The organism is Lacibacter cauensis (genome assembly GCF_007830055.1).
Classification (GTDB): domain Bacteria; phylum Bacteroidota; class Bacteroidia; order Chitinophagales; family Chitinophagaceae; genus Lacibacter; species Lacibacter cauensis.
This window is the reverse complement of sequence record NZ_VLLE01000004.1, coordinates 122,258-145,821: the sequence shown is the minus strand read 5'-3', so window position 1 is coordinate 145,821 and position 23,564 is coordinate 122,258. Positions and strand designations below refer to the sequence as shown.

Here is a 23,564-nt window from a genome sequence, read left to right as displayed (position 1 = left end):
GTACGTGGAGTCAATTTGATTCGCTATTGCAGGAGCAGGGCATTTACTATAAGTTAGGCCTCAAATAAATAAAACACTATGACACGAATTAATCAACTGTTACAAGAATTTGCAAAGACAAGAAGCCAGGAAGATCAAGACTTACTTACTGCATTAGTCAACAATTACGAGGCATCACAAAGTTTGTTTGACATGTACCCGATCACAGAGATTGTTAACCACTTTATAAGCCAGATCCGTGCAATTGCGGATCAGTTGCCCGAAGAGCGATACAATGCCGGAATAAGAAATGAGATACAAAACGGGCTTTATTTCAATGTAGAAATGCTGCAGCAGCTTGTTTTAATAAACAAGCGTGTTGAACATGTGAGTAAACATGATGTAGAGTTAAGAACGGATGAGGAAGTTTTAAACGGTGCGCTTGCGTATTCAAAAATTATGATGCAAAGGAGTTTACAAATGACAGATGAGAGATCAAACTAAAAAGCAGTCGAAAACATTGTTTAACTATCAATACCAGTTATGAAAAAGAACACTCGCTACAAGAAAAAAGCACAATTAGCAATCACAAAAAAGACTCATAGTCTTTCACTGATTTTTCTAATCGCTTCATCTCGATTAAAGACGATTGACCAGATTTGTCAGCCTTTATTCGAGAAATCACCTGAGCAAGTATAGCAACCCAGCACTGAAGCGTATAATAGCCCGCTACATTCACACACAGCCCGACTTAACAGGTCGGGTTTTTTGTTGTGGGTGTTGCAAGACTGGATGAATTTTATATCTTGTTAGGGCAACCCAAAAACTGCACCACATGCCTAATCAGTCATTTCAGGAAACACAAAGCAATCCTTTGTACTCATGGGGCTATCTTGTATTAGCCGCCTTAATTTTAGCCCTTCTTAATAATTTGATATTTTACTTTTGGGATGCTTTTGCCAGTGATGTTTTTAATTGGTTCAATAGTCTGAAATTGATCTGGAAACTATTACTGTTATTATTAGGTGGATTAGCTTTTTTCTCATTCATTTTAAATCTGATTAAGTCGATTATACTATTGGTTATATCGATAGTATTCAGGAAAGTGCCTGTTAATCCTGTTACTTACATAGGTTCTTCGATATTAGCATTTATAAACTCTGCATTTTTAACTTACATCATTTGGACAACACCCGAACGTTATAACCTATGGATAATAATTGAATTATTGGTAATGACTGGGTTTGTTTTTGGTATCAGTAATTGCGTTGTGCCACAACGCCTATTTAAGAAAGATGAAGACACTAATTAAAATAGCCCTAGCCGTATTGTTTGCTGTATGCCTGTTAAACATGCCTTACGGCTATTACGAACTAGTTCGATTTTTGGGTATGGTGGGTTTTGCTGTGCTTGCTTTTCAAGATCGCAAAATTACCGGGCTTGCCGTCCTATGGGGTTCGTCAGCTTTGTTGATTAACCCATTTATCAAGTTGGCATTAGGCCGAACCCTTTGGAATGTTGTTGATGTGGTCTGGGCTGTTGTACTGGTTGTAACTGCTTTCGTCGATTACAGAAATGTAACAAAAAGCCCCCGTATAAACGGGAGCCGGTAAGTTAAAAGCGCCATAGTTGATATGGCAGGATAAAAGTAATTCATTTAAAAACTGTACAAAATAGAAAGTAAAGGGCTGGAACTGCACCACGAAATGCACCACCTCATAAAAACAAGAAAGCAACTAACTGATTTGCAGTTAATTGCTCTTGTAGTAGTGCGGTGAGGGCGGGATTCGAACCCGCGGTACAGAGTTACCCGTACGGCAGTTTAGCAAACTACTGATTTCAGCCACTCATCCACCTCACCGACTGAAATTTTAAGGGTGGCAAAAATAAAGAGAAGCACCCATACAACCCAAAAAAGAATGAAAGGTTTTACAGATTAGTTTAAAATACTTCAGCTGATGAATTTTTTCAGCAGGTCATCGAAGTTGCAGGTTTCCTGTTGGCCAGTTGCCAGTTCTTTTACATTGCAGCTACTGCTTTCGAGTTCCTTGGTGCCGATGATAACAATAAACGGTATCTGTTTTTTTTCTGCGTATTTAAATTGTTTGTCGAATTTGCTGTTTTCGTGGTAAAGTTCTGCTGCCACTCCTTTGCTGCGTAACGCCTGCATCAGCTCAAATGCTTTTTTGCTTTCTGCATCACCTAAGTTGAAGAATAATATTTTGGTACCTGTATGTACGCTTGCCGGAAAAAGTTGTAACTCTTCCATTACATCGTAAATACGGTCTACACCAAACGAAATGCCAACTCCGGGAATATTCGGAACACCAAATAAACCGGTCAGATCATCGTAGCGGCCACCGCCTCCGATGCTTCCCATTTGTACATTGTTGGCTTTTACCTCGAAAATAACGCCTGTATAATAGTTGAGACCACGTGCCAGCGTAAAGTCGAATTGTAAATTACTGATGCCCGATTGGCGATAAACAGTTTCAATTTCTTCAATTCCTTTGGCACCTGTTTCATTACTGCTCAACAGTTGTTTAATGGCTGCAAGCTTTTCTTCGTTGCTGCCGGTAATGTTGAGATAGTTTTCGATGATGCTGATCTGCTCAGTATTTAATCCACGCTGCGCCAGTTCTTCTTTTACTTTTTCAATGCCGATCTTATCCAGTTTGTCAATAGCAATGGTGATATCTACCATCTTATCGGCACCGCCACATATTTCGGCCAATGCAGCCAAAATTTTACGACTGTTGATTTTAATATCTACACTTACGCCCAGCTTGCTGAATACAGTTGCATAAATATTCGTGAGTTCCACTTCGTTCAACAACGATTTGCTGCCCACCACATCTGCATCGCATTGGTAAAATTCACGGTAACGTCCTTTTTGCGGACGATCTGCTCTCCAAACCGGCTGCACCTGGTAGCGTTTGAATGGCATGGTGAGTTGATGATGGTTCATGGCTACATAACGTGCAAACGGAATAGTAAGATCGTATTTTAATGCACGGCTTGAAACGTGATTTGTAATTCTGGAATACTTTTTCTTAAAATCTTCAGTTGATAAATATACTTCTTCGGTTGTTGGAATATTTTTCAAACTACCTAAGGCGATCCCAAAAAAGTCTTCAGGCCTCAGTCCGTTCAAATACTCTCCGTTATTCAGTATTTTAAAAATCAGCTTATCACCTTCTTCGCCATACTTGCCCATCAACGTATCAAGGTTTTCCATGGCAGGTGTTTCCAATGGCTCAAACCCGTATACTTCAAATACCGATTTAATGGTTGAAAAAATATAGTTGCGTTTGCGTACAACTTCTGCTCCAAAATCTCTTGTTCCCTGTGGTAATGATACGTTCACCTTCGCCATTGCTCAGTTTATAGTTTATTGTTTATCGTTTCTTGTTTTCCTTACTTCGTAGCTCGTACTTCCTGTGTATGCTTCTGTATGATCCTGTCGCATGCTGCATCGATTAGTTCGTACACTTGATGATAGCCATCTTCTTTTCCATACCAGGGATCGGGAACGGCTCTGTTTTCACCCGGGTATAATTCGTTTAACAGCAGATCTATTTTTGCTTCGTTCCATAACGTTCCGCTCATGTGTTTTACATCAACATAGTTGCTGCTGTCCATTACATAAATGAAATCGTAGTTTAGAAAATCTTCTTTTACAAATTGTCGTGCACGTTGGTTGCTGATGTCAACACCATTCAGTTTTGCCACTTTGGTACTTAAATGATGCGGAGGTTCTCCGGTATGCCAACCACCGGTTCCGGCACTTTCCACACGCCATTCCAAACCTGCTGTTCCCGCTTTCTGCTGCAGTATTCCTTCTGCCAACGGACTGCGACAAATATTTCCCAAACAAACCATCAAAATACGCATGGCCGCAAAGATAAATGAGTGTAACAAGTTTTGGGTTGAATGTTTCCGCTTGCAGGTTCTTCCTAAATCAAGCGGTGACTATGTTTGTGGATTTATTTCTGCAACGCATCTAAATAGCAAACAGTACTTTTTAATTACTGGTTTATAAACAAACGTTTCACTATCAAGTCGGCCGACACAGATCAATGAACTTTTGTTTTTCATGAAGTAGAAAACGGAACAGCACTGCAACTGTGCAGCATACTGTTTATTGTTCACAACCAAACTGTAATAACATGAAAAGCGAAGAAATTCTCAAAGCCGATTTATTAGACATTTTATTCGAAAACCGTAACAAAGCGTACGGTGCTTATTCCATCCGCAAAGCTTATCCATCACATCTTAAAAAAGCAATGGCAACCATGTTGGTATTGGTAGGTGCCGGGTTTGTAATTGTAATGAGTCAACCCAGGAAAGCAGACTCCGGATCTTTGGCAAGAGAAAAAATAACGGAGATTGTTTTAGACAAGTATGTTGAACCGGAACAGCCGAAAGAACAACCGCAACCAAAAGAACGTACAGTGGCCGAGCAGCCGCCTACAAAAATTGATACGGATCCGGTAATTGTTCCCGATGATGAAGCAAGGAATTTACCGCCCGACAGAACAGATCCTCAGCCATACAATCCAGGTCCAACTGATGATCCGGGAACACCTGGCGGCGAAGGTTATATCCAGGCAAATAGAGGAGACGAAACGATCATCACTCCCGATCCTCCCAAAGAAACACAGCCGGAAGCTCCGCAAATTCTCGAAGTGTCCGAGATAGCGCCCGAATTTCCCGGCGGTATGCAGGCATGGATCAGCTATTTGCAAAAAATGCTGCGGGTACCCGATGACCTGGAGGCGGGCGATCGGAAAACTGTACGGGTAAAGTTTGTAGTCAATTCCAATGGCGATGTTACAGATGCTGTAATTGTAGCAAGCGGTGGTTCGCAATTCGACCGGGAAGTGTTGCGGGTTATTGGCCGCATGCCCAAATGGAAACCCGGCAAACAGAACGGCAAAGCAGTAGCTGTATATTTTACACAACCGGTTACTTTTACCGCTCCCGAAGAGTAAAAATTGGTTAACTTGCCCGCTCCCTAAAAAGCTTACATGTCAATACAGGAAGACTTTAGAAAGAAAAATAAACCCGTAAACGTACGAGCGTTGTTCGACTTGGTGATGGGGTTGATTTATGCCATTGTAGGGGCAGTGTTGGCCGTTTCAAAATTTATTGGCCTGGAAATTGCCTTTCCTCCGCCCGATATTATTACGGTGTTTGGTATCGGAGCTTTTGTATACGGCGCATTTCGCATTTTCAGAGGCGTTAAATCGTATAAAAATCCTTCCTGAGTATGGTTAAGCGTTTTGCTGCTTTCTTAAGTCTTCTTTTTGTTGTTTTTGTTTCTTGCAAAACAAAAAAGCCACAGCCTGCAGATACCGGTACGTCTGGAACTATTTATATAAGTGTAGATGAGGCTTTCAAACCTATTATTGAGGAACAGGTAAAAGTATTTGAATCGGCTTACCCAAAGGCAAAGATTATTGCAGAGTATAAACCGGAAGCGGAGTGTTGGGACGATTTGCTCAACGACAGTACCCGTATGGTAATTGTTACCCGCAAACTCACTGCTGCCGAAGCCCGTTATTATTCCGACTCGCTGGGGTTGTATCCCAAAAGTGAGTTGTTGGCGAGAGATGCAGTAGCACTTGTTGTAAACAGAAGTGCTGCTGATTCTGTTTTTACCAAAGAAGATGTGCAGGAGCTGTTGCTGGGCACCAGCAAACTGCCTTACAAACCGGTTTTTGACGGGGTGAAAGCAACCAGTTCGGTACGTTATGCCATCGATAGTATTTTAAAAGGTAAAATGTTTAATACCTCCGTTATTACTGCAGCTAAAAACAGCAGCGATGTGGTTGATTATATTTCCCGAAACCCCGGCTACGTAGGGTTTGTGGGTGTAAGCTGGATTGGTAATCCGGAAGATGTAAACCAGCTGGAAATGCTGAAAAAAGTGCGTATTGCCTGGTTACCATGCGATAGTTGCGATGAGGCTGGAACATTTACCAAACCCTGGCAGGAAGAAATTTTAACAAAACGTTATCCTTACTCCCGTGAAATTTATTACGTCTTGAAAGAAAATCACGCAGGATTGGGAAAAGCGTTTGTGAATTTTATGAATAGTGACCGTGGGCAGCTGATTTTCAGACGAGGCTACCTGGTTCCCGGCAGAAGAATTTATATTATGCGGGAAACGCAACTGAAATTAGTAAAACCGGTAACGCAATAAATTCAATATTTTTACCGACCCTGTGAGCAACCAGATTACTTAAACCAAAGAAGAAAGAAACAATGAAACGATCACTCAGTTTAGCATTTGTGGCAATTGTATTTGTGCAGCAGCTGTTTGCGCAATCAATCGAAGATGGCAAAAAGTTCATGTATTACGAACGCTTCAAAAGTGCGAAAGAAGTTTTTGAAAAATTGGTAGCAGCCAATCCTAAAAATGAAGAGGCTGCTTATTGGTTAGGTCAGGCATATATTGGCCTGGAAGATGTAGCAAAAGCAAAGGAAACCTACCAGGCCGCATTGCAGGCAAGTGCAACTTCGCCTTTACTGATGGCGGGTATGGGACACGTAGAATTGCTGGAAAACAAAACCACAGATGCCCGTAACCATTTCGATATGGCTGTTAACAACAGCAAATCGAAAGATAACGAGGTGTTGCATGCTGTAGGCCGTGCCAATGCTTATACCAAAGCTGGCGATGCCAACTATGGTATTACGCACCTGCAGAAAATTACAACTACCAAAAAGTTCAACGATCCTTCGGTTTATGTAACAATTGGCGATGCTTACCGCAAGCTGGTTGATGGCGGTAATGCGGTATTGGCTTTTAAAAATGCCTTGAACTTAAATCCTAAATACGCTGCTGCAAAGCACAAAGAAGGATTGATCTACGAAAGTCAAAAAAATAAAGACTACTTCCTGCCTGCTTATGAAGAGGCTGTAGCAATGGATCCCGCTTACGGTCCTGCGTTGTATTCTTTATATGTTTATTGGTATTTCAGGGATGTAGCGAAGGCTGAAGATTATTTGCACAAGTACATTGCCGCAATTGACAGCGATCCGCAAAACGATTACTATACAATTGATTTGAAATATGCTGCCGGTAAATACAGCGAAGCGATTACGTTGGCAGATGCCTTAATTACGAAAGTTGGTGTAAACGTCATCAAGCCTCGTATCTACCGTTTAAAAGCATACAGCTATTTTAAAGGTGGCGATATGGCAAATGCCAAAGCCAGCATTGATGAGTTCTTTAAAAAATCAAAGCCTGAGGAAATTGTACCGAAGGATTATGAATTGTTAGGCGATATTTTAGCTGCCACAAAAGGAAGTGAGGCGCAATCTTATGCTTACTACGAAAAGGCAATGGACGCAGATACTGTGCAGGATAACAAAGCATCTTATTTAGATAAAGCTGTTGCGTTAGCCAAAAAGCAAGGCGACAAGCCTGCAACTGCTTATTGGTTAGATAAGCAATACAAAGCCAAGAAATCTCCGAGCAACGTTGATATGTACAATCTCGGCCGTGCATTTTTTGATGCAGGCTCCGGTGGCGATTTTTCTTTCTATACAAAGTCCGATAGCGTATTTGCCGTGTATACAGAAAAGTATCCTGATCAGGCTTATGGTTACTACTGGCGTGCCCGTGCAAACTGGAGCATCGATACCAGCATGGTAAACGGAATGGCCAACCCGCATTTCGAAAAATTTGTACAGGTTGCATCGGCAAGTAAAGACTCTGTTTCTTTCCGTCCGCAAATTAAATTGGCATACAAGTATTTTATCGGGTACAACATTTTTGTGAAGAAAGATTATAAAGTAGCGATTGAGTTCTGCGATAAAATCCTGGCAATAGACCCAACTGATAAAGAAGCTACTGAGTACAAACGTCAGCTTACAGGTGGTAAATCACAAACAACCGGTAGTACAACAACCACTAAACCCGGTGGTGTAACATCGAATTCTGCCGGCAGTTCTTCGTCAAAAAGTTAGCAGTTAAGTTTATCTGGTATACAATCCCTTCGCATCAGCGAAGGGATTTTTTTTTATTACAGGGAATTTCGATTACCCTGCCTTATTTTTGCGGCATTCAAAACCGTCTCTGATGCTAGAGCTTTTCTTTTTACAGTCCAATCCTGCTTCTACAGTTGCAAAAGCTGTAAACGATTCCAGTAACTATTTCCCAATTGGTATACAAATTCTGTTTGCTGTAGGCTTTGTGGCAGTAATGATGGTGCTTACGCACCTGTTAGGCCCCAAACGTCCAACGGCTCAAAAGCTCGAAAACTTTGAGAGTGGTATCGAAATTCACGGTAACGCCCGCCAGCCAATGGCTGTAAAGTACTTTCTGGTAGCAATTTTGTTTGTTTTATTTGATGTGGAAGTAATCTTTTTCTACCCTTACGCTGTTAATTTCAAAGAGCTTGGATGGAGTGGATTTGTGGCGGTATTGATGTTTGTCGGCTTTTTCCTTTGCGGTTTCTATTACATTATTAAGAAAGGTGCGTTAACCTGGGAAGATTAATTCCGGGAAACTTACTTTAAACAATAAAACTATGGCACGTCCGGTACAATATAACATTAACCCGAAGCCTGCAGATTATAATGGTCATATCAGTATGGTTGATATGCCTGATGGTCATATGGGCGAAGGTTTTTTTGCAACAAAGCTGAGTGAGGTGGTTGGCTTGGCCCGTAAAAATTCAATCTGGCCTTTGCCTTTTGCAACTTCCTGCTGCGGTATTGAATTTATGGCTACAGCAGCGGCGCATTACGATCTGGCCCGTTTTGGTTCGGAGCGTATGGCGTTTACTCCACGCCAGTGCGATTTGATGATGGTAATGGGAACCATTTCTAAAAAAATGGCACCTGTGGTAAAACAGGTGTACCTGCAAATGGCCGAGCCCCGCTGGGTAATGGCAGTAGGTGCCTGTGCAAGCAGTGGTGGTATTTTCGATACCTACAGTGTCTTGCAGGGAATTGATCAGGTAGTACCGGTAGATGTGTATGTGCCCGGTTGTCCTCCCCGTCCCGAAGCAATTCTGGATGGCTTAATGCGCATCCAGGATCTTGTAGGACAGGAAAGCCTGCGTCGCCGCAACAGCGAGCATTATCAAAAATTATTAGAAAGCTACGGAATACAATAAGAAGCCGCAGGCTTCACGCTAAAAGCGAATGGCTTAGGCGTGCAGCAAGCAGCGAAAAGCGTGAAGCGATATGAGTTTAACCAACGAACAGATACAAAACAAGCTGGTAGAGAAATTTGGGGAAGCGGTAACAAACTTTACCGAGCCTTATGGTATGCTTACATTCGAAGCTCCCAAAGAGTTAAACCTCAAAGTACTCCAGTTTTTATTTGATGATGAAACGTTGAAATTCCGTTTCCTCACCGATTTGCAGGCTGTACATTACCCGAACGATAAAGGCAGAGAACTGGCGGTGGTTTATCATCTCCACAACCTGGTTGATAATGTACGCATCCGCTTTAAAGTGTTTACCGATATTAATAAGCCTGATGTTTACACGGCTACGCAGTTATATGCAACCGCCAACTGGATGGAGCGTGAAACCTACGATTTCTTTGGGGTAAACTTCGTGGGTCATCCCAATCTCAAACGCATTTTAAATGTGGATGAAATGGATTACTTCCCGCTGCGTAAAGAGTTTCCGTTAGAAGACCAAACACGTATTGATAAGGATGATGAGATGTTTGGAAGAGGAGGTTCTGTTAATTGATAATTGAATAATGGAGAATTAATCATGAGCGACGTTCAAAATATATTATTACCCGAAGGTTCGATTGAGAAAAAAACAATCACCCTTAACGTAGGTCCTACACACCCTGCTACACATGGTGTGTTTCAGAACATCATGGAAATGGATGGTGAGCGTGTAATGAGTTCTGAATCTACTGTCGGCTATATTCATCGTGCATTTGAAAAACTGGCAGAGCGTCGTTCGCTGTACCAGGTTACCCCAATTACCGATCGTTTAAATTATTGCAGCAGTCCCATCAATAATATCGGCTGGCATCTTACCTGCGAAAAACTGCTGGGTATTGAAACGCCAAAAAGAGTGGATTACCTCCGTGTTATTTTGATGGAGTTGGCACGTATTGCCGATCACCTCATTTGTAACTCCATTCTGGGTGTTGATGCCGGTGCATTCTCCGGTTTCGTGTACCTGATGGAATACCGTGAGTTGATTTATGAAATTTATGAAGAGATCTGCGGCAGCCGTTTAACCACAAACATTGGCCGTATTGGTGGTTTCGAGCGCAACTTTACACCTGCTGCTTGGGAAAAACTGGAACGTTTCCTCAAAGAATATCCAAAGGCACTAGAAGAGTTCGAAAACCTGTTTACACGTAACCGCATTTTTGTAGATCGTACAGTTGGTTGCGGACCCATCTCTGCCGAACGTGCCTTGAACTACGGTTTTACAGGCCCCAACCTGCGTGCTGCCGGTGTAGATTATGATGTGCGTGTACACAGCCCTTATTCTTCTTACCAGGATTTTGATTTCATTGTACCGGTTGGTACAACCGGCGATACCTACGATCGCTTCCTGGTGCGTAATGTGGAAATGTGGCAGAGTCTCAGCATCATCGAACAGGCTTATCAAAAAATACAAAACATAAAAGGTGCAGAGGCAGAAGTATATCATGCCAACGTACCTGCTTACTATCTGCCCGAAAAGAAAGATGTATATACCAGCATGGAAGCACTCATCTGGCACTTTAAAATCATCATGGGTGAAATTGAAATGCCAAAAGGTGAAGTGTACCACAGTGTAGAAGGTGCAAATGGTGAGTTAGGTTTTTATTTCATCAGCGATGGTGGACGTACACCGTACCGTTTGCATTTCCGTCGTCCCTGCTTTATTTATTATCAGGCATTTGAAGAACTGGTGAAGGGCAGTATGTTGAGTGATGCGATCCTGGTAATGAGTAGTTTGAATTTGATTGCAGGCGAGCTGGATGCGTAGCGAATTGATAATTGATTAATTGAACATTAATAATGAAGTTTTCTGAAGAACAGTTGAAGAAGGTAGAAGAGATGATCTCGCACTACCCCGAAGGAAAGCAGAAGAGTGCTTTAATTCCTTTGTTGCATTATACCCAGCAGCAGAATGGCGGTTGGTTAAGTGCCGAGGCAATGGATTATGTAGCGGAGTTATTAAAGATTACTTCTATTGAAGTGTACGAAGTGGCTACCTTCTACAGCATGTACAATTTACAGCCTGTTGGTAAAACGGTTTTTGAGGTTTGCCAGACAGGTCCTTGCATGTTGCGTGGCAGCGATGATATTGTAGCCTACATCTACGAAAAGCTGGGCATTAAACCCGGCCAAACAACTGAAGATGGACTGTTTACATTAAAAACAGTTGAATGTTTAGGTGCATGCGGTTATGCACCGATGATGCAGTTAGGTCCTGATTATCGGGAGCACCTGACCAAAGAAAAAATTGATGCATTGATTGCAGAAGGTAAAGCCAAAGCCAATTAAGATGAAGAAGAGAACAGCAATGTATATCGGCTTTTTACTTTCTACATCGGCAATGATTGTGATGATTGCATTTTTAATGTCGAAAGACAAAGCAACCATGCGGCCATTGTTGTTTATCGGCATCGGACTGGCATTTGTATCGCTGATTTTCCGGAATGTATTGCGCTTTAAACCCGATTGGTTTAAAGACAACGACAGCAGCGATACCAACAAGCAATAATTAATTGAGTAAAACGATCTCCTCACAAAGAGGAAAATGATATGGGCAGAAAATTACTTTTAGAAAAAGCACATGTAGAAGGCATCAGGCATTACGATGTGTATCGCCGTGAAGGTGGTTACCGCAGCGTGGAAAAAGTACTGAAGACGATGAGCCCTGAAGCGGTGGTAGAAGAAGTAAAGAAAAGTGGCTTGCGTGGCCGTGGTGGTGCAGGTTTCCCTACCGGTATGAAGTGGAGCTTCCTTGCAAAACCTGAAGGTGTTCCCCGTTACCTTGTTGTAAATGCCGATGAGAGTGAGCCGGGTACGTTTAAAGACCGTTATCTCATGGAGTTCATTCCGCATTTGTTGATTGAAGGAATGATCTGTGCTTCGTATGCACTGGGAAGCAACCGTTCGTACATCTACATCCGTGGTGAGTACTGGTGGGTAAAAGAAATTTTAGAAGTAGCTGTACAGGAAGCCCGCAATGCAGGATTCCTTGGTAAAAATATTTTAGGCAGTGGTTTCGATTGCGACATTTTTGTGCAGCCGGGCGCCGGTGCCTACATCTGCGGCGAAGAAACAGCATTGATTGAAAGCCTGGAAGGTAAGCGTGGTAATCCACGTATCAAACCTCCGTTCCCTGCGGTAAAAGGTTTGTGGGGTTGCCCAACGGTGGTAAACAATGTGGAATCTATTGCAGCAGTTGTGCCCATCGTGAACGAAGGCGGTGAGGAATATGCAAAGCTTGGTACAGGAAAATCTACAGGTACAAAACTCATTTCTGCATGCGGTAACATCAACAAACCAGGCGTGTATGAAATTGAAATGAATATTTCGGTTGAAGAATTTATTTACAGCGATGAATACTGCGGTGGTATTGCCAATGGCAAAAAGCTGAAAGCATGTATCCCCGGTGGTTCATCTGTACCTATTCTTCCGGCTAATCTTTTGCTGAAAACAGCAAAGGGCGAAACCCGCATGATGACGTATGAGAGTTTGAGCGATGGTGGTTTTGCAACAGGCACCATGATGGGTAGCGGTGGTTTTATTGTAATGGATGAAGACCAGTGTGTGGTGAAGCATACGTATACGCTTGCACGGTTCTATCGTCATGAAAGTTGCGGACAATGTTCGCCCTGCCGTGAAGGAACAGGCTGGATGGAAAAAATTCTGCTGAAGATCGATCAGGGTAAAGGCAGCATGAGTGATATTGATTTGTTGTGGGATATTCAACGCAAGATCGAAGGAAATACCATTTGTCCGTTGGGCGACGCAGCAGCATGGCCTGTAGCAGCAGCCATCCGTCATTTCCGTGATGAGTTTGAATGGCATGTGACCAACCCGAGCGAAGCATTGGTAAGAAATTATGGTTTGGCCAATTATGCAAAACCATTGGAAATAGCAGCACCAACTGCATAACAAATTTGAAAGAACGTATTCAACAATATGTCTGAGCAAAAACAACTTTTTAAAGTAACCATCGATAACATCACCGTTGAAGTGGAGCCGGGAACAACCATTCTGAATGCTGCACGAAAAATTGGTGGCGATGTTACTCCGCCTGCAATGTGCTATTACAGCAAGCTTAAAGATAGTGGTGGTAAGTGCCGTACTTGTTTGGTAGAAGTGGCAGCAGGTTCTACAGCCGATCCCCGCCCGATGCCAAAGCTTGTTGCAAGCTGCCGTACCACAGTAATGGACGGTATGGTGGTGAAAAATATTACCAGCGATCGTGTAACCGATGCAAGAAACGGTGTGGTTGAATTTTTATTGATCAATCATCCGTTGGATTGCCCTATCTGCGACCAGGCAGGTGAATGTCATTTACAGGATCTCAGCTACGAACACGGTAAAGGTGCAAGCCGTTACGAGTTCAAACGCAGAACATTCGATAAGCACGACCTGGGTCCGTACATTCAGTTGCACATGACCCGTTGTATTCTTTGCTACCGTTGCGTATACACTGCAGACCAGGTAAGTAAAGAACGCCGTCATGGTGTATTAAGCCGTGGCGATCATGCAGAAATTGCAACCTACATTGAAAAGAGTTTAGATAATGATTTCATCGGTAACGTGATTGATGTTTGTCCGGTGGGCGCTTTAACCGATAAAACCTTCCGCTTCAAAAACCGTGTATGGTTTACCAAGCCTGTAGATGCACATTGCAATTGCGATAAGTGCAGTGGCGAAGTACAGTTGTGGATGCGTGGCGATGAAGTGTTGCGTGTAACTGCTCGTAAAGATGAGTGGGGCGAAGTAAAAGATACCACCAAAGGCGAACCCGGCTGGATCTGTAATACCTGTCGTTTTGAGCGGAAGAAAATCAGCGACTGGGTAATTGAAGGACCATCGCAGGTGAGCCGTCACTCAGTGATTTCGCAAGGCCATTATGTAGGCATGAAAAAGCCAAACGAAACGGTAGCGAAAGTAATGGGCGGCAGAGATCCGAAGTTACTCATGAACATTAAAGATGTAAGTGAAGTAAACCAAGTGGAGTTAAGCGAAATCAAAGGGCCGGCAACATCGCAGGTATTTAAACAACTGAAGAAAGGAAATTAATGGATATGATTTTATTAGCAGTCGATTGGGCATTGGTACTGGAGAAACTCATCTTCATTGCCGTGATTATTACTATTTCGTTAGTAGTAGCCCTGTACATGACCTTTGGCGAACGTAAAGTAGCGGCCTGGATTCAGGATCGTATCGGTCCAAACCGTGCAGGTCCGTTGGGCTTACTGCAACCCTTGGCCGATGGTGTAAAAATGTTCTTTAAAGAAGAAATCATTCCTACCTCTTCTAACAAAGTATTATTTATTCTTGGTCCTTCGCTGGCAATGATCACCGCCATGCTTACCAGTGCAGTAATTCCATGGGGTGATAAAGCAGAGTTATTCGGCCGTACCATTACATTGCAGATTGCGGATGTAAATATTGGCATCCTTTACGTGTTTGGTGTTGTAAGCTTAGGTGTATACGGTATCATGATCGGTTCATGGGCAAGTAACAATAAGTTTTCGCTCATGGGTGGTTTACGTGCTGCTTCACAAATTATTTCGTACGAATTGGCAATGGGGCTTTCTTTGATTGCTCTGTTGATGATTACCGGTTCGTTGAGCTTAGGCGAAATGGTAAAACAGCAACAGGAAGGTTGGTGGAATTTCTTTTTACAACCTTTAGGCTTTTTTATTTTCCTCGTGTGTGCATTTGCAGAATGTAACCGTACACCGTTCGATCTTGCTGAAGCAGAAAACGAATTGATTGGGGGTTACCACTCCGAGTATTCAAGTTTGAAACTTGGCTTTTATCTTTTTGCAGAGTACATCAATATGTTCATCAGCAGTGCGGTGATGGCAACATTGTATTTCGGCGGATATGATATCCTTCCTTTCTACGATGAAACTGCGTGGGGTTTATCTGCAAACCTGATGGCATTACTGGGTGCAGCTGCACTCTTTGTAAAAATATTGGTCTTCATTTTCATTTTCATGTGGGTGCGATGGACGATTCCACGTTTCCGTTACGATCAGCTGATGAATCTGGGCTGGAAAAAATTAATTCCGCTGGCCTTGTTCAATATGCTGGTAACAGCTGCAGTGATTTTGTTTTTGAAGAAGTAAAAAGATGAGTGATGAATGAGCAGTGATGAGTGATTGAAAGAGGAGGGTCTTTCGACTTCGCTAAAGATGAATAGAATTGTTGCAGTACAAGAGTGCGACGCAACAGCTACTGATAAAAGAGCAGAAGTTGATAATAAAAAATACATTTGCAAACTTTTTAAATAACGTTGATGCAATTAACTAACAGAGCAAAACAGGTAGACCGCCGGCCACTGAACTTTGCGGAGAAAATTTATCTCCCCGCAGTGTTAAAAGGTATGGGTATTACCTTTTCGCACATTTTTAAAAAGAAAGCTACGATTAAGTTCCCCGAAGAAACAAGACCATTCAGTCCTGTTTTCCGTGGTCTGCATATTTTAAACCGTGATGAAGAGGGCAGAGAAAATTGCACAGCCTGTGGCTTGTGTGCAGTTGCTTGTCCTGCAGAAGCGATTACCATGGATGCTGCAGAACGTTTGCCCGGCGAAGAGCATTTATACCGTGAAGAAAAGTATGCAGCAAAGTACGAGATTAACATGCTGCGTTGCATTTTCTGTGGTTTGTGCGAAGAGGCTTGCCCGAAAGATGCGATCTATTTAACCGAAACATTCGCTCCGGCAAATTACAGCCGCCAGAGTTTTATTTATGGAAAGGAGAACATGGTTATCCCGCATCCAAAAGAAAACCCTGAAGCATTTACCAAAGCGAAAGGATTAATCGATGAACGCAAGGCGAAAGCCAGTCAACAGCAATAAAAACAAATACAGAAGTACAAACTAAAAAGTACAACACGCACTTTAAACTTTGCTACTTCTTACTTAACAGTTTATGGAGATTACTCAAATTCTATTCTGGTTCCTTTCTGTTCTTGCAGTGTTTGGAGCCTTAATGATGGTTACCAGTAAAAACCCGGTATACAGCGTACTGTGGTTAATTGTGGTATTCTTTGCCATTTCCGGTCATTACATTTTATTGAATGCACAGTTCCTTGCTATTGTAAACATTATCGTGTACGCCGGTGCCATTATGGTGTTGTTCCTGTTTGTGATCATGTTAATGAACCTGAATGCAGAAACCGAGCCACAGAAAAACAAATGGCTGAAGATAGCAGGGGTTGTTGCCGGTTGTAGTTTAATGCTGGTATTTGTAGCTGCTCTACGCCAGAGCGATGAGTTGTTGAAAGCGCCGGTAAGTATGGGTGGCGAAACGGGTTTGATTAAGACATTGGGCAAAACATTGTTTACCGATTATGTATTGCCTTTTGAAATAAGCAGTGTGTTGTTTTTAAGTGCCATGGTTGGCGCAGTGGTGATAGGAAAGAAAGGAGATTAAATTATTAATTTGAAAATTTGCGAATTTGAAAATGATACGATCAGACAGACAGATGCCAATTTTCAAATTTTCAAATTGAAAAGTTTTCAAATCTTATTTATGCCGATTACATATTATATCTTTTTAGCAGTTGCCTTGTTCAGTATTGGTGTGGCAGGTGTATTAACTCGCCGCAATGCCATCATCATTTTCATGTGTGTGGAACTGATGCTGAATGCAGTAAACCTGTTGCTGGTTGCATTTTCTAAAATGCATGCACAAAATGCAATTGCCATCGATCCGGCTGCAGTAGCAGGGGTTGAGGCGCAGTTATTTGTGTTTTTTATTATGGTGGTAGCAGCAGCTGAGGTAAGTGTTGGTTTGGCCATTATTGTAATGATGTACCGTAACATTCATAGTGTGGATGTAAACTTTTTGAACAGACTTAAACATTAATACCGAATTACGAATGACGAAGTACGAGTTACGTACTTCCAACTTCGTACCTCGTACTTAACTATTATGAAGAGTATTATCGACTTGGTTTATCTGGTTCCGTTGTTTCCGTTGATCGGCTTTCTCATCAATGGACTTGGAAGAAATTACATCAGCAAATCGCTCAGCGGAATCATTGGCAGTGCGGCAGTGCTTGCTTCGTTTATTGTGAGTGTACTCATTTTTAACGAAACAAGAGCGGAAGCATTTACAGCAACAACTGTGAACCTGTTTGAGTTTATCAATGTTGCTGGCCTCAATATTCCGTTTGCTTTCCAGGTAGATCAATTGTCGGCCTTGTTCCTGCTGGTAATTACAGGTGTTGGTTTTTTAATTCACCTGTATTCAACTTCCTACATGCACGAAGAAGCCAGTCATCACTTTGCACGCTACTTCGCTTATTTAAACCTGTTCGTGTTCAGCATGTTGTTGCTGGTGTTAGGTGCCAATTACCTCATCATGTTCATTGGTTGGGAAGGTGTAGGTCTTTGTTCTTACTTACTGATTGGTTACTGGTTTAAGAATAACGAATACGGCAATGCGGCGCGCAAAGCCTTTGTGATGAACCGTATTGGCGACCTTGGTTTCCTGCTCGGCTTGTTCTTCATTATTCAACAGTTTGGATCGTTAACGTATACCGAAGTGTTTACACAGGCTTCGGGTATGTTTAAAGGCGATAGTATCCTTGTTGTCATTACATTATTGCTCTTTGTTGGTGCAACAGGTAAAAGTGCACAAATTCCTTTGTATACCTGGTTACCCGATGCGATGGCTGGTCCAACACCAGTATCAGCACTTATCCACGCAGCAACAATGGTTACCGCAGGTATTTACATGATTGCACGCAGCAACATTTTATATACGCTTGCACCTGCAACGCAGGTAGTGGTAGCCGTGGTTGGTTTGGCAACAGCTATCCTCGCTGCAACAATCGCCATCAAACAAAACGATATTAAAAAGGTACTGGCTTACTCAACAGTTAGTCAGTTAGGTTATATGTTCCTTGGTTTGGGCGTTGGTGCTTACACCGGAGCTGTGTTTCATGTAATGACACACGCTTTCTTCAAAGCATTGTTGTTCCTTGGCGCTGGTAGTGTTATCCATGCCATGCATCACGAACAGGACATTCGTAAAATGGGTGGACTTTCAAAGAAATTGCCCATCACACATATTACTTTCTTATTAGGTTGTATTGCCATTGCCGGTATTCCTCCGTTCAGCGGTTTCTTTTCTAAAGATGAAATTTTGGTACATGCATTTGCTGCGAATCCTGTGTTTTACATCATTGGTTTAGCCGGTGCATTAATGACTGCTTTCTACATGTTCCGTTTATATGCCATGACGTTTAAAGGAACGTTCCGTGGTACACACGAACAGGAACACCACTTGCACGAAAGCCCTTGGCAAATGACGGTGCCGTTGGTTATTCTTGCTTTTCTTGCTGTAGTTGCAGGTTTTGTTGGTATTCCGGAATTATTTGCAGCTGATGCACATCGTCTGGAACATTATTTAGCACCTGTGTTTAAGCTTTCAACGGAAGCTGCTGAAGTACATCATGTCGAACATTCAACTGAATATATTTTATTGGCTGTAAGCTTAACGCTTATTGCAGGTTCCATCTTCTTTGCGTTGAACCGTTTCAGCAAAAATCCAGAAACAGGCGAACCCGAAGGCTTTGGAAAAGTGCTGGCGAATAAATGGTATGTAGATGAGTTGTACAATAACATCATTACAAAACCACTCAACGGCTTAGGCGTTTTCTTTAACCGCTTTGTGGAGAAGAGTGGTATCGACGGTATTGTAAATGGTGTAGGAAAAGGAGTACAGTGGGGCGGTCGCCAGTTGCGTTTGTTACAGAGCGGACAGGTAGGCTCTTATGTGTTGTGGATGGTGATTGGTATCCTGCTTTTGTTTGTTATTACTATCAAATTTCTTTAATTAACCAGGCATAGCTGTATTATGATAGCATTATTGATGATATTGGTTCCGTTGATTGGTGGATTGGTGTCCTTCTTTTTAAAGCAGGAAAACAAGGCCAAGCTATGGAGTTTTGTTGTGTCGCTCGTTTCCCTGGCAGCGATTTCGTACAGTCTCGTAACAGGTAACGAAGCAGGCAGAAGTTTTTCTGCAGAATGGTTGCCGCAATTGGGCGCAAGCTTTGCTTTAAAAATGGATGGAGCCAGTACATTGCTCTGTTTGCTGTCCGCACTTGCTTATCCGGTTATTTTTGCTTCTACCTGGAAGTCGACATACGCTTCGCCCAACAGCTTTTATGGACTGATGTTATTGGCACAGGCCGGTATTGTGGGTGTGTTTTTGGCAGCTGATGGTTTGCTGTTTTATTTCTTCTGGGAGTTGGCGCTTATTCCTGTTTATTTCCTCTGCAGTAAATGGGGTGGCGAAAAACGCATTGCAGTTACATTTAAGTTTTTCATTTATACATTCATCGGTTCGTTGCTGATGCTGGTTGGTTTATTGTATATGTATTTCCAAACAGCCGACGGATCTTTTGCAATGGATTCGTTGTATGCTGTGAAGTTGTCAGGCGATCAGCAAACCTGGTTATTCTGGTTATTCTTTATTGCATTTGCCATCAAGATGCCGGTGTTTCCTTTCCATACCTGGCAGCCCGATGCATACGAACAATCTCCAACTGCAGTAACCATGGTATTGAGTGCATTGATGGTGAAGATGGGTTTGTTTGCAGTGGTTCGTTGGTTATTGCCTTTGTTCCCCGATGCAGCTGTACAGTTCGATAACGTGGTGATTGGGTTAAGCGTAATCGGTATGGTATACGCAAGTATTGTTGCCATGCAGCAAGACGATCTGAAACGTTTAATCGCTTATTCATCCATTGCGCATATTGGTTTAATGAGTGCGGCCTTGTTTGTAAACAATGAAAGTGGTTTACAGGGAGCAATCATTCAGTTCTTCAGTCACGGTGTAAACGTACTCGGTATGTGGATCGTGGTAGAACTGATTGAACGCAAATTCGGCACACGCAAAATGAGTGAGCTGGGTGGTCTTGCACAAAAGGCACCTGCATTAACTATTCTGCTGGTGATTGTTGCCTTGGCCAACGTAGCGTTGCCATTGACCAATGCATTCATTGGTGAATTCCTCATGTTCAATGGTCTGTTCAAATTCAATGTATGGTATGCCGCTGTTGGTGGGTTAAGCATCATCCTCAGTGCCATCTACACATTGCGCATGATCCAGAAAGTATTTTATGGTAATGAAAATGCATTAACCGCCAACAATACAGACATCAGCTTTATTGAAAAAGCAGCGTTGGCTGTAATTGTGGTGGCCATTTTTGTAATGGGTGTGTATCCTTCGCCTGTGTTTAATTTAACCAAGGATACTGCAAGTTTTATACTGGGAATCTTTAAATAAACTCTTTAACGAAGAACGATGAACCTGATTTTACTTTCGGCGATTTGGGGTGTGGTGATGATGTTCAGCGGTTTGTTCCTGAACAGCAAATCGGCGGCTAAAACTGTAGCCCTTGTGGGTGCGGTTGCATTATTGATCGGAAACCTATTTGATCTCAGTGGAAAAATGATCATTAACAGCGACTTTAAAGGTATGTTGCACTATGAGCGTTTTGGTTTGCTGTTTCTTACAGTGTTAATCCTTGCCTTACTCATTTACATTTTACTCAGCGGAAAAGATGTAGAAGCGGTAGGTAAGCACTCGTTCGAATATTTTGCGTTGATCTTTTTTGTCATGAGTGGTGCAGGACTGGTTGCTTTATTCAACAACCTGCTTATTCTTTTCATCGGTATTGAAATTGTTTCGATTCCTCTTTACATCTTAACGGGTTCAGATAAGCGAAATCTTAAAGGAAACGAGGCTGCGTTGAAATACTTCCTCATGGGATCTTTTTCAACCGGTATTCTGTTAATGGGTATTGCATTTCTGTATGGTGCTGCAGGTTCGTTCCAGGTAGAACGTTTGGCGGCAATTACATCTGATAACTTTACAGCCTTTACCACTGTTGGTATTGTAATGGTGATGGTTGCTTTGGCCTTTAAGGTTTCTGCTGCCCCTTTTCATTTCTGGACTCCTGATGTATACGACGGTGCTCCAACAGTTTTTACTTCGTTCATGGCAACCATTGTGAAGGCCGCCATCTTCATCGGCTTCCTTAACCTCTTTACAAATGCATTTGCCGGCAAAGCCGATACATGGAAGTTAACGGTTGCGGTTATCACAGCACTTACATTGTTCATTGGTAACATCACTGCTGTATACCAGCAAAGCGTAAAGCGGATGCTGGCTTACTCAAGTATTGCACAGGCAGGTTTTATGCTGTTTGCTGTTTTTGCTGTAAACGATTTATCGAAGCAGGGCTTGTTGCTGTATGCAGCTGCCTATTGCTTTGCCACCATCGGCATCTTTGCTGTGCTGGTAAAAATGAAGGATTATACATTTGAAGGCTTTAACGGTCTTGCAAAAAGACAACCGCTTGTAGCGTTTGTATTAACTGTTTGTTTTTTGTCGTTGGCTGGTATCCCTTTAACTGCAGGCTTCTTTGCAAAGTACTATGTGCTGGCAGCGGCTGTTAAAACGGGAACATACCTGTGGTTGGTCATCTTTGCGGTGTTAATGGCGGCAGTGAGTGTGTATTATTATTTCCGTGTTATTCAAGCTATGTATTTTAAAGATGGAGAGGCTCAGGAACTTGAAATTACAGCTCCTTTTAAAGCGTTGCTGGTGGTTGTAGCGGCAGTAGTAGTTGTGTTGGGTGTTTATCCTTCGTTGTTAACAAACATGCTCTTTTTCTTTTAAATAAGCTTACAAAGCGATTTTGCAAAGCCTCCGTCAAAACGGAGGCTTTACCGTTTATAGAAACAACTTGCAATTCGGTGCAGCTTTCTTAATTTCGGGATGAATAATGAAGCCGTTAACCGGTTTTGATTCAAATGCGCATATGACATTCTCCGACATCTTATCATTAGCCTGGCGAACCATTCGTTCCAACAAATTACGTACGGGTATTACTGTATCCATTATTGCTTTTGGTATCATGGCATTAATCGGAATCATTACCGCCATTGAGGCAATGAACCAGAGTTTGTACGAGAACTTCTCCATACTTGGCGCTAATTCTTTCAGCTTACGTTATAAAGAGCGGAATATCCGTTTTGGTGGAGGACCAAGAAGTGATTTAACCCGGACAAAAAAAGCCGGTACGAAGCAACGGAGCTCCAACCTCGATCGCTTTATCACCTTTGACGAAGCTAGAAGATTTAAAGAGCAGTTTTCTTTTCCCGCAACTGTAAGTATTTCAAAATTTGCAAGCGGTAACGCAACCGTTTTTTTTGAAGAGCAGAAAACCAATCCCAATGTGCGTGTAATTGGCGGTGATGAAAATTATTTACTGAACAGTGGTTATACGCTGGAGCAGGGGCGTGATTTTAATAAGCTTGATGTTGAGAGTGGCCGCAATGTGGTTATCCTCGGCAGCGATTTGGTACAGAAACTGTTCAAGGGCAAATCGGCTTATGCTATTGGGAAAATCATCCGCATTGGTTCAAACCGCTACCGGGTAATTGGGGTATTGAAGGCAAGGGGCGCCAGCTCTTTTCTTTCGCTCGATAATATTGGCTTAATTACGTACAATAACGTTCGCAGGGTGTTTAACGGCAGCGGAAGTTACAACATTACCATCCGGGCAAATGATTTTGCCCAAATGGATGCAGCTGTTGGTGAAGCAACAGGTGTATTTCGCCAGGCAAGAAAATTATCAACCAAAGAAGCTGATAACTTTTACGTAGACCGCAGCGACAGTATTGTTGAATCGTTAAAGAAAACACTCAGCTATGTACAAATAGCAGCCATTATTATTGGTGCCATAACATTGTTAGGCGCAGCCATCGGCTTAACCAATATTATGCTGGTAGCAGTAAGCGAACGCACACGTGAAATCGGACTTGCGAAATCAATCGGTGCTAAAAGCTCCAACATACGCAAACAGTTTTTATGGGAAAGTATTTTGATCAGTCTGCTCGGTGCTTTCTTTGGTATTGTACTGGGTATACTGGTGGGTAATCTTGCAGCCGTCTTCTTCAAAACAGGCTTTGTCGTTCCCTGGATGTGGGCCGCTATCGGTGTTGCCATTTGTTTTACAACCGGTTTAATCGCAGGCCTATACCCGGCACGGAAAGCCGCTAAACTCGATCCGATCACTGCTTTACGCTACGAGTAATAGTTGTTAACAGCAAGCTTTTCTTTCCTTACCATCCATCATACATACTTTACCGATGGTGAAAGTGTACTTCCCGTTCTCACCGGATTTTATTCCACATGTGTAAACGGTAAAATATCTTTGCTCTTCCTTTTAAAGGAAATTACTCCAATGTAGAACGTACATTTTTTGTTTCCAGCGCCAACTGCTTCCTCAGTCATCTCCCGTAAGTTTTAAACAAAGGTGCACCTACTTACTAACAATGCTCCTGCATAGCTGCGTAACGCTGTA

General features: G+C 42.4%; 25 protein-coding genes and 1 tRNA gene. 23 read left to right on the top strand and 3 right to left on the bottom strand.

The window, feature by feature from the left end:
- The first annotated feature begins 78 nt into the window (after window positions 1–78).
- The 3 genes from IQ13_RS10785 (at window position 79) to IQ13_RS10775 (ending at window position 1,592) form a co-directional block, all read left to right on the top strand.
- Window positions 79–483, top strand: a complete 405-nt coding sequence (locus tag IQ13_RS10785) for a hypothetical protein (RefSeq protein WP_144886386.1) — start codon at window positions 79–81, stop codon at window positions 481–483.
- Between the two features lie 331 nt (window positions 484–814).
- Window positions 815–1,291, top strand: a complete 477-nt coding sequence (locus tag IQ13_RS10780) for a hypothetical protein (protein WP_144886385.1) — start codon at window positions 815–817, stop codon at window positions 1,289–1,291.
- A complete protein-coding gene (locus IQ13_RS10775; protein ID WP_144886384.1) occupies window positions 1,275–1,592 on the top strand; it encodes a DUF6804 family protein in 318 nt (105 codons plus the stop codon). Before IQ13_RS10780 ends, IQ13_RS10775 begins: the two co-directional genes overlap by 17 nt.
- A 159-nt stretch (window positions 1,593–1,751) precedes the next feature.
- Here IQ13_RS10775 and IQ13_RS10770 read toward each other — a convergent pair.
- The 3 genes from IQ13_RS10770 to IQ13_RS10760 all read right to left on the bottom strand — a co-directional run bounded on the left by IQ13_RS10770 (window position 1,752) and on the right by IQ13_RS10760 (window position 3,900).
- Window positions 1,752–1,840 (bottom strand) — tRNA-Ser (locus IQ13_RS10770).
- A gap of 90 nt (window positions 1,841–1,930) precedes the next feature.
- Entirely contained in the window at window positions 1,931–3,355 is a 1,425-nt protein-coding gene (gene hisS / locus IQ13_RS10765) for a histidine--tRNA ligase (protein WP_144886383.1), read from the bottom strand.
- Between the two features lie 41 nt (window positions 3,356–3,396).
- Entirely contained in the window at window positions 3,397–3,900 is a 504-nt protein-coding gene (locus tag IQ13_RS10760) for a low molecular weight protein-tyrosine-phosphatase (RefSeq protein ID WP_242009531.1), read from the bottom strand.
- A gap of 248 nt (window positions 3,901–4,148) precedes the next feature.
- Between IQ13_RS10760 and IQ13_RS10755 the strand changes: the two genes are divergently transcribed.
- The 20 genes from IQ13_RS10755 (at window position 4,149) to IQ13_RS10660 (ending at window position 23,294) form a co-directional block, all read left to right on the top strand.
- Entirely contained in the window at window positions 4,149–4,973 is an 825-nt protein-coding gene (locus IQ13_RS10755; protein ID WP_144886382.1) for an energy transducer TonB, read from the top strand.
- A 36-nt stretch (window positions 4,974–5,009) separates the two neighbouring features.
- The gene (locus IQ13_RS10750) at window positions 5,010–5,249 is read left to right on the top strand and encodes a hypothetical protein (RefSeq protein ID WP_144886381.1); all 240 of its coding nucleotides are present in this window, start codon (window positions 5,010–5,012) and stop codon (window positions 5,247–5,249) included.
- Between the two features lie 2 nt (window positions 5,250–5,251).
- Complete coding sequence (locus IQ13_RS10745) at window positions 5,252–6,187, top strand: PstS family phosphate ABC transporter substrate-binding protein (RefSeq protein ID WP_144886380.1); 936 nt, start codon at window positions 5,252–5,254, stop codon at window positions 6,185–6,187.
- Between the two features lie 62 nt (window positions 6,188–6,249).
- Entirely contained in the window at window positions 6,250–7,959 is a 1,710-nt protein-coding gene (locus IQ13_RS10740) for a tetratricopeptide repeat protein (protein ID WP_144886379.1), read from the top strand.
- A 112-nt stretch (window positions 7,960–8,071) separates the two neighbouring features.
- The gene (locus tag IQ13_RS10735) at window positions 8,072–8,491 is read left to right on the top strand and encodes an NADH-quinone oxidoreductase subunit A (RefSeq protein WP_144886378.1); all 420 of its coding nucleotides are present in this window, start codon (window positions 8,072–8,074) and stop codon (window positions 8,489–8,491) included.
- A gap of 31 nt (window positions 8,492–8,522) precedes the next feature.
- Window positions 8,523–9,113, top strand: coding sequence for an NADH-quinone oxidoreductase subunit B (locus tag IQ13_RS10730; RefSeq protein ID WP_144886377.1), 591 nt, complete (start codon window positions 8,523–8,525; stop codon window positions 9,111–9,113).
- A gap of 70 nt (window positions 9,114–9,183) precedes the next feature.
- Complete coding sequence (locus IQ13_RS10725) at window positions 9,184–9,702, top strand: NADH-quinone oxidoreductase subunit C (protein WP_144886376.1); 519 nt, start codon at window positions 9,184–9,186, stop codon at window positions 9,700–9,702.
- A gap of 24 nt (window positions 9,703–9,726) precedes the next feature.
- The gene (locus tag IQ13_RS10720; RefSeq protein WP_144886375.1) at window positions 9,727–10,953 is read left to right on the top strand and encodes an NADH-quinone oxidoreductase subunit D; all 1,227 of its coding nucleotides are present in this window, start codon (window positions 9,727–9,729) and stop codon (window positions 10,951–10,953) included.
- Between the two features lie 32 nt (window positions 10,954–10,985).
- On the top strand, window positions 10,986–11,474 hold the full coding sequence (nuoE, locus tag IQ13_RS10715; protein WP_144886374.1) for an NADH-quinone oxidoreductase subunit NuoE: 489 nt from the start codon (window positions 10,986–10,988) through the stop codon (window positions 11,472–11,474).
- A 1-nt stretch (window position 11,475) separates the two neighbouring features.
- Window positions 11,476–11,694 (top strand): hypothetical protein, encoded by a 219-nt coding sequence (locus IQ13_RS10710; RefSeq protein ID WP_144886373.1) that lies wholly within the window; start codon window positions 11,476–11,478, stop codon window positions 11,692–11,694.
- A gap of 41 nt (window positions 11,695–11,735) precedes the next feature.
- Entirely contained in the window at window positions 11,736–13,097 is a 1,362-nt protein-coding gene (gene nuoF / locus IQ13_RS10705; RefSeq protein ID WP_144886372.1) for an NADH-quinone oxidoreductase subunit NuoF, read from the top strand.
- 27 nt (window positions 13,098–13,124) lie between these two features.
- Window positions 13,125–14,237, top strand: a complete 1,113-nt coding sequence (locus IQ13_RS10700) for an NADH-quinone oxidoreductase subunit G (RefSeq protein ID WP_144886371.1) — start codon at window positions 13,125–13,127, stop codon at window positions 14,235–14,237.
- A gap of 5 nt (window positions 14,238–14,242) precedes the next feature.
- Window positions 14,243–15,295: an NADH-quinone oxidoreductase subunit NuoH gene (nuoH, locus tag IQ13_RS10695; RefSeq protein WP_144886370.1), complete on the top strand. Its 1,053-nt coding sequence runs from the start codon at window positions 14,243–14,245 to the stop codon at window positions 15,293–15,295.
- A 170-nt stretch (window positions 15,296–15,465) separates the two neighbouring features.
- On the top strand, window positions 15,466–16,029 hold the full coding sequence (gene nuoI / locus IQ13_RS10690; protein WP_144886369.1) for an NADH-quinone oxidoreductase subunit NuoI: 564 nt from the start codon (window positions 15,466–15,468) through the stop codon (window positions 16,027–16,029).
- Window positions 16,030–16,102: 73 nt separating this feature from the next.
- Window positions 16,103–16,606 (top strand): NADH-quinone oxidoreductase subunit J family protein, encoded by a 504-nt coding sequence (locus tag IQ13_RS10685; RefSeq protein ID WP_144886368.1) that lies wholly within the window; start codon window positions 16,103–16,105, stop codon window positions 16,604–16,606.
- Between the two features lie 99 nt (window positions 16,607–16,705).
- On the top strand, window positions 16,706–17,041 hold the full coding sequence (gene nuoK / locus IQ13_RS10680; RefSeq protein ID WP_144886367.1) for an NADH-quinone oxidoreductase subunit NuoK: 336 nt from the start codon (window positions 16,706–16,708) through the stop codon (window positions 17,039–17,041).
- Between the two features lie 66 nt (window positions 17,042–17,107).
- A complete protein-coding gene (gene nuoL / locus IQ13_RS10675; protein WP_199758238.1) occupies window positions 17,108–19,018 on the top strand; it encodes an NADH-quinone oxidoreductase subunit L in 1,911 nt (636 codons plus the stop codon).
- A 21-nt stretch (window positions 19,019–19,039) separates the two neighbouring features.
- Window positions 19,040–20,476 (top strand): complex I subunit 4 family protein, encoded by a 1,437-nt coding sequence (locus IQ13_RS10670; RefSeq protein WP_144886366.1) that lies wholly within the window; start codon window positions 19,040–19,042, stop codon window positions 20,474–20,476.
- 18 nt (window positions 20,477–20,494) lie between these two features.
- Window positions 20,495–21,874 (top strand): NADH-quinone oxidoreductase subunit N, encoded by a 1,380-nt coding sequence (locus IQ13_RS10665; protein WP_144886365.1) that lies wholly within the window; start codon window positions 20,495–20,497, stop codon window positions 21,872–21,874.
- 142 nt (window positions 21,875–22,016) lie between these two features.
- A complete protein-coding gene (locus tag IQ13_RS10660) occupies window positions 22,017–23,294 on the top strand; it encodes an ABC transporter permease (RefSeq protein ID WP_144886364.1) in 1,278 nt (425 codons plus the stop codon).
- The last annotated feature ends 270 nt before the right edge of the window (window positions 23,295–23,564 follow it).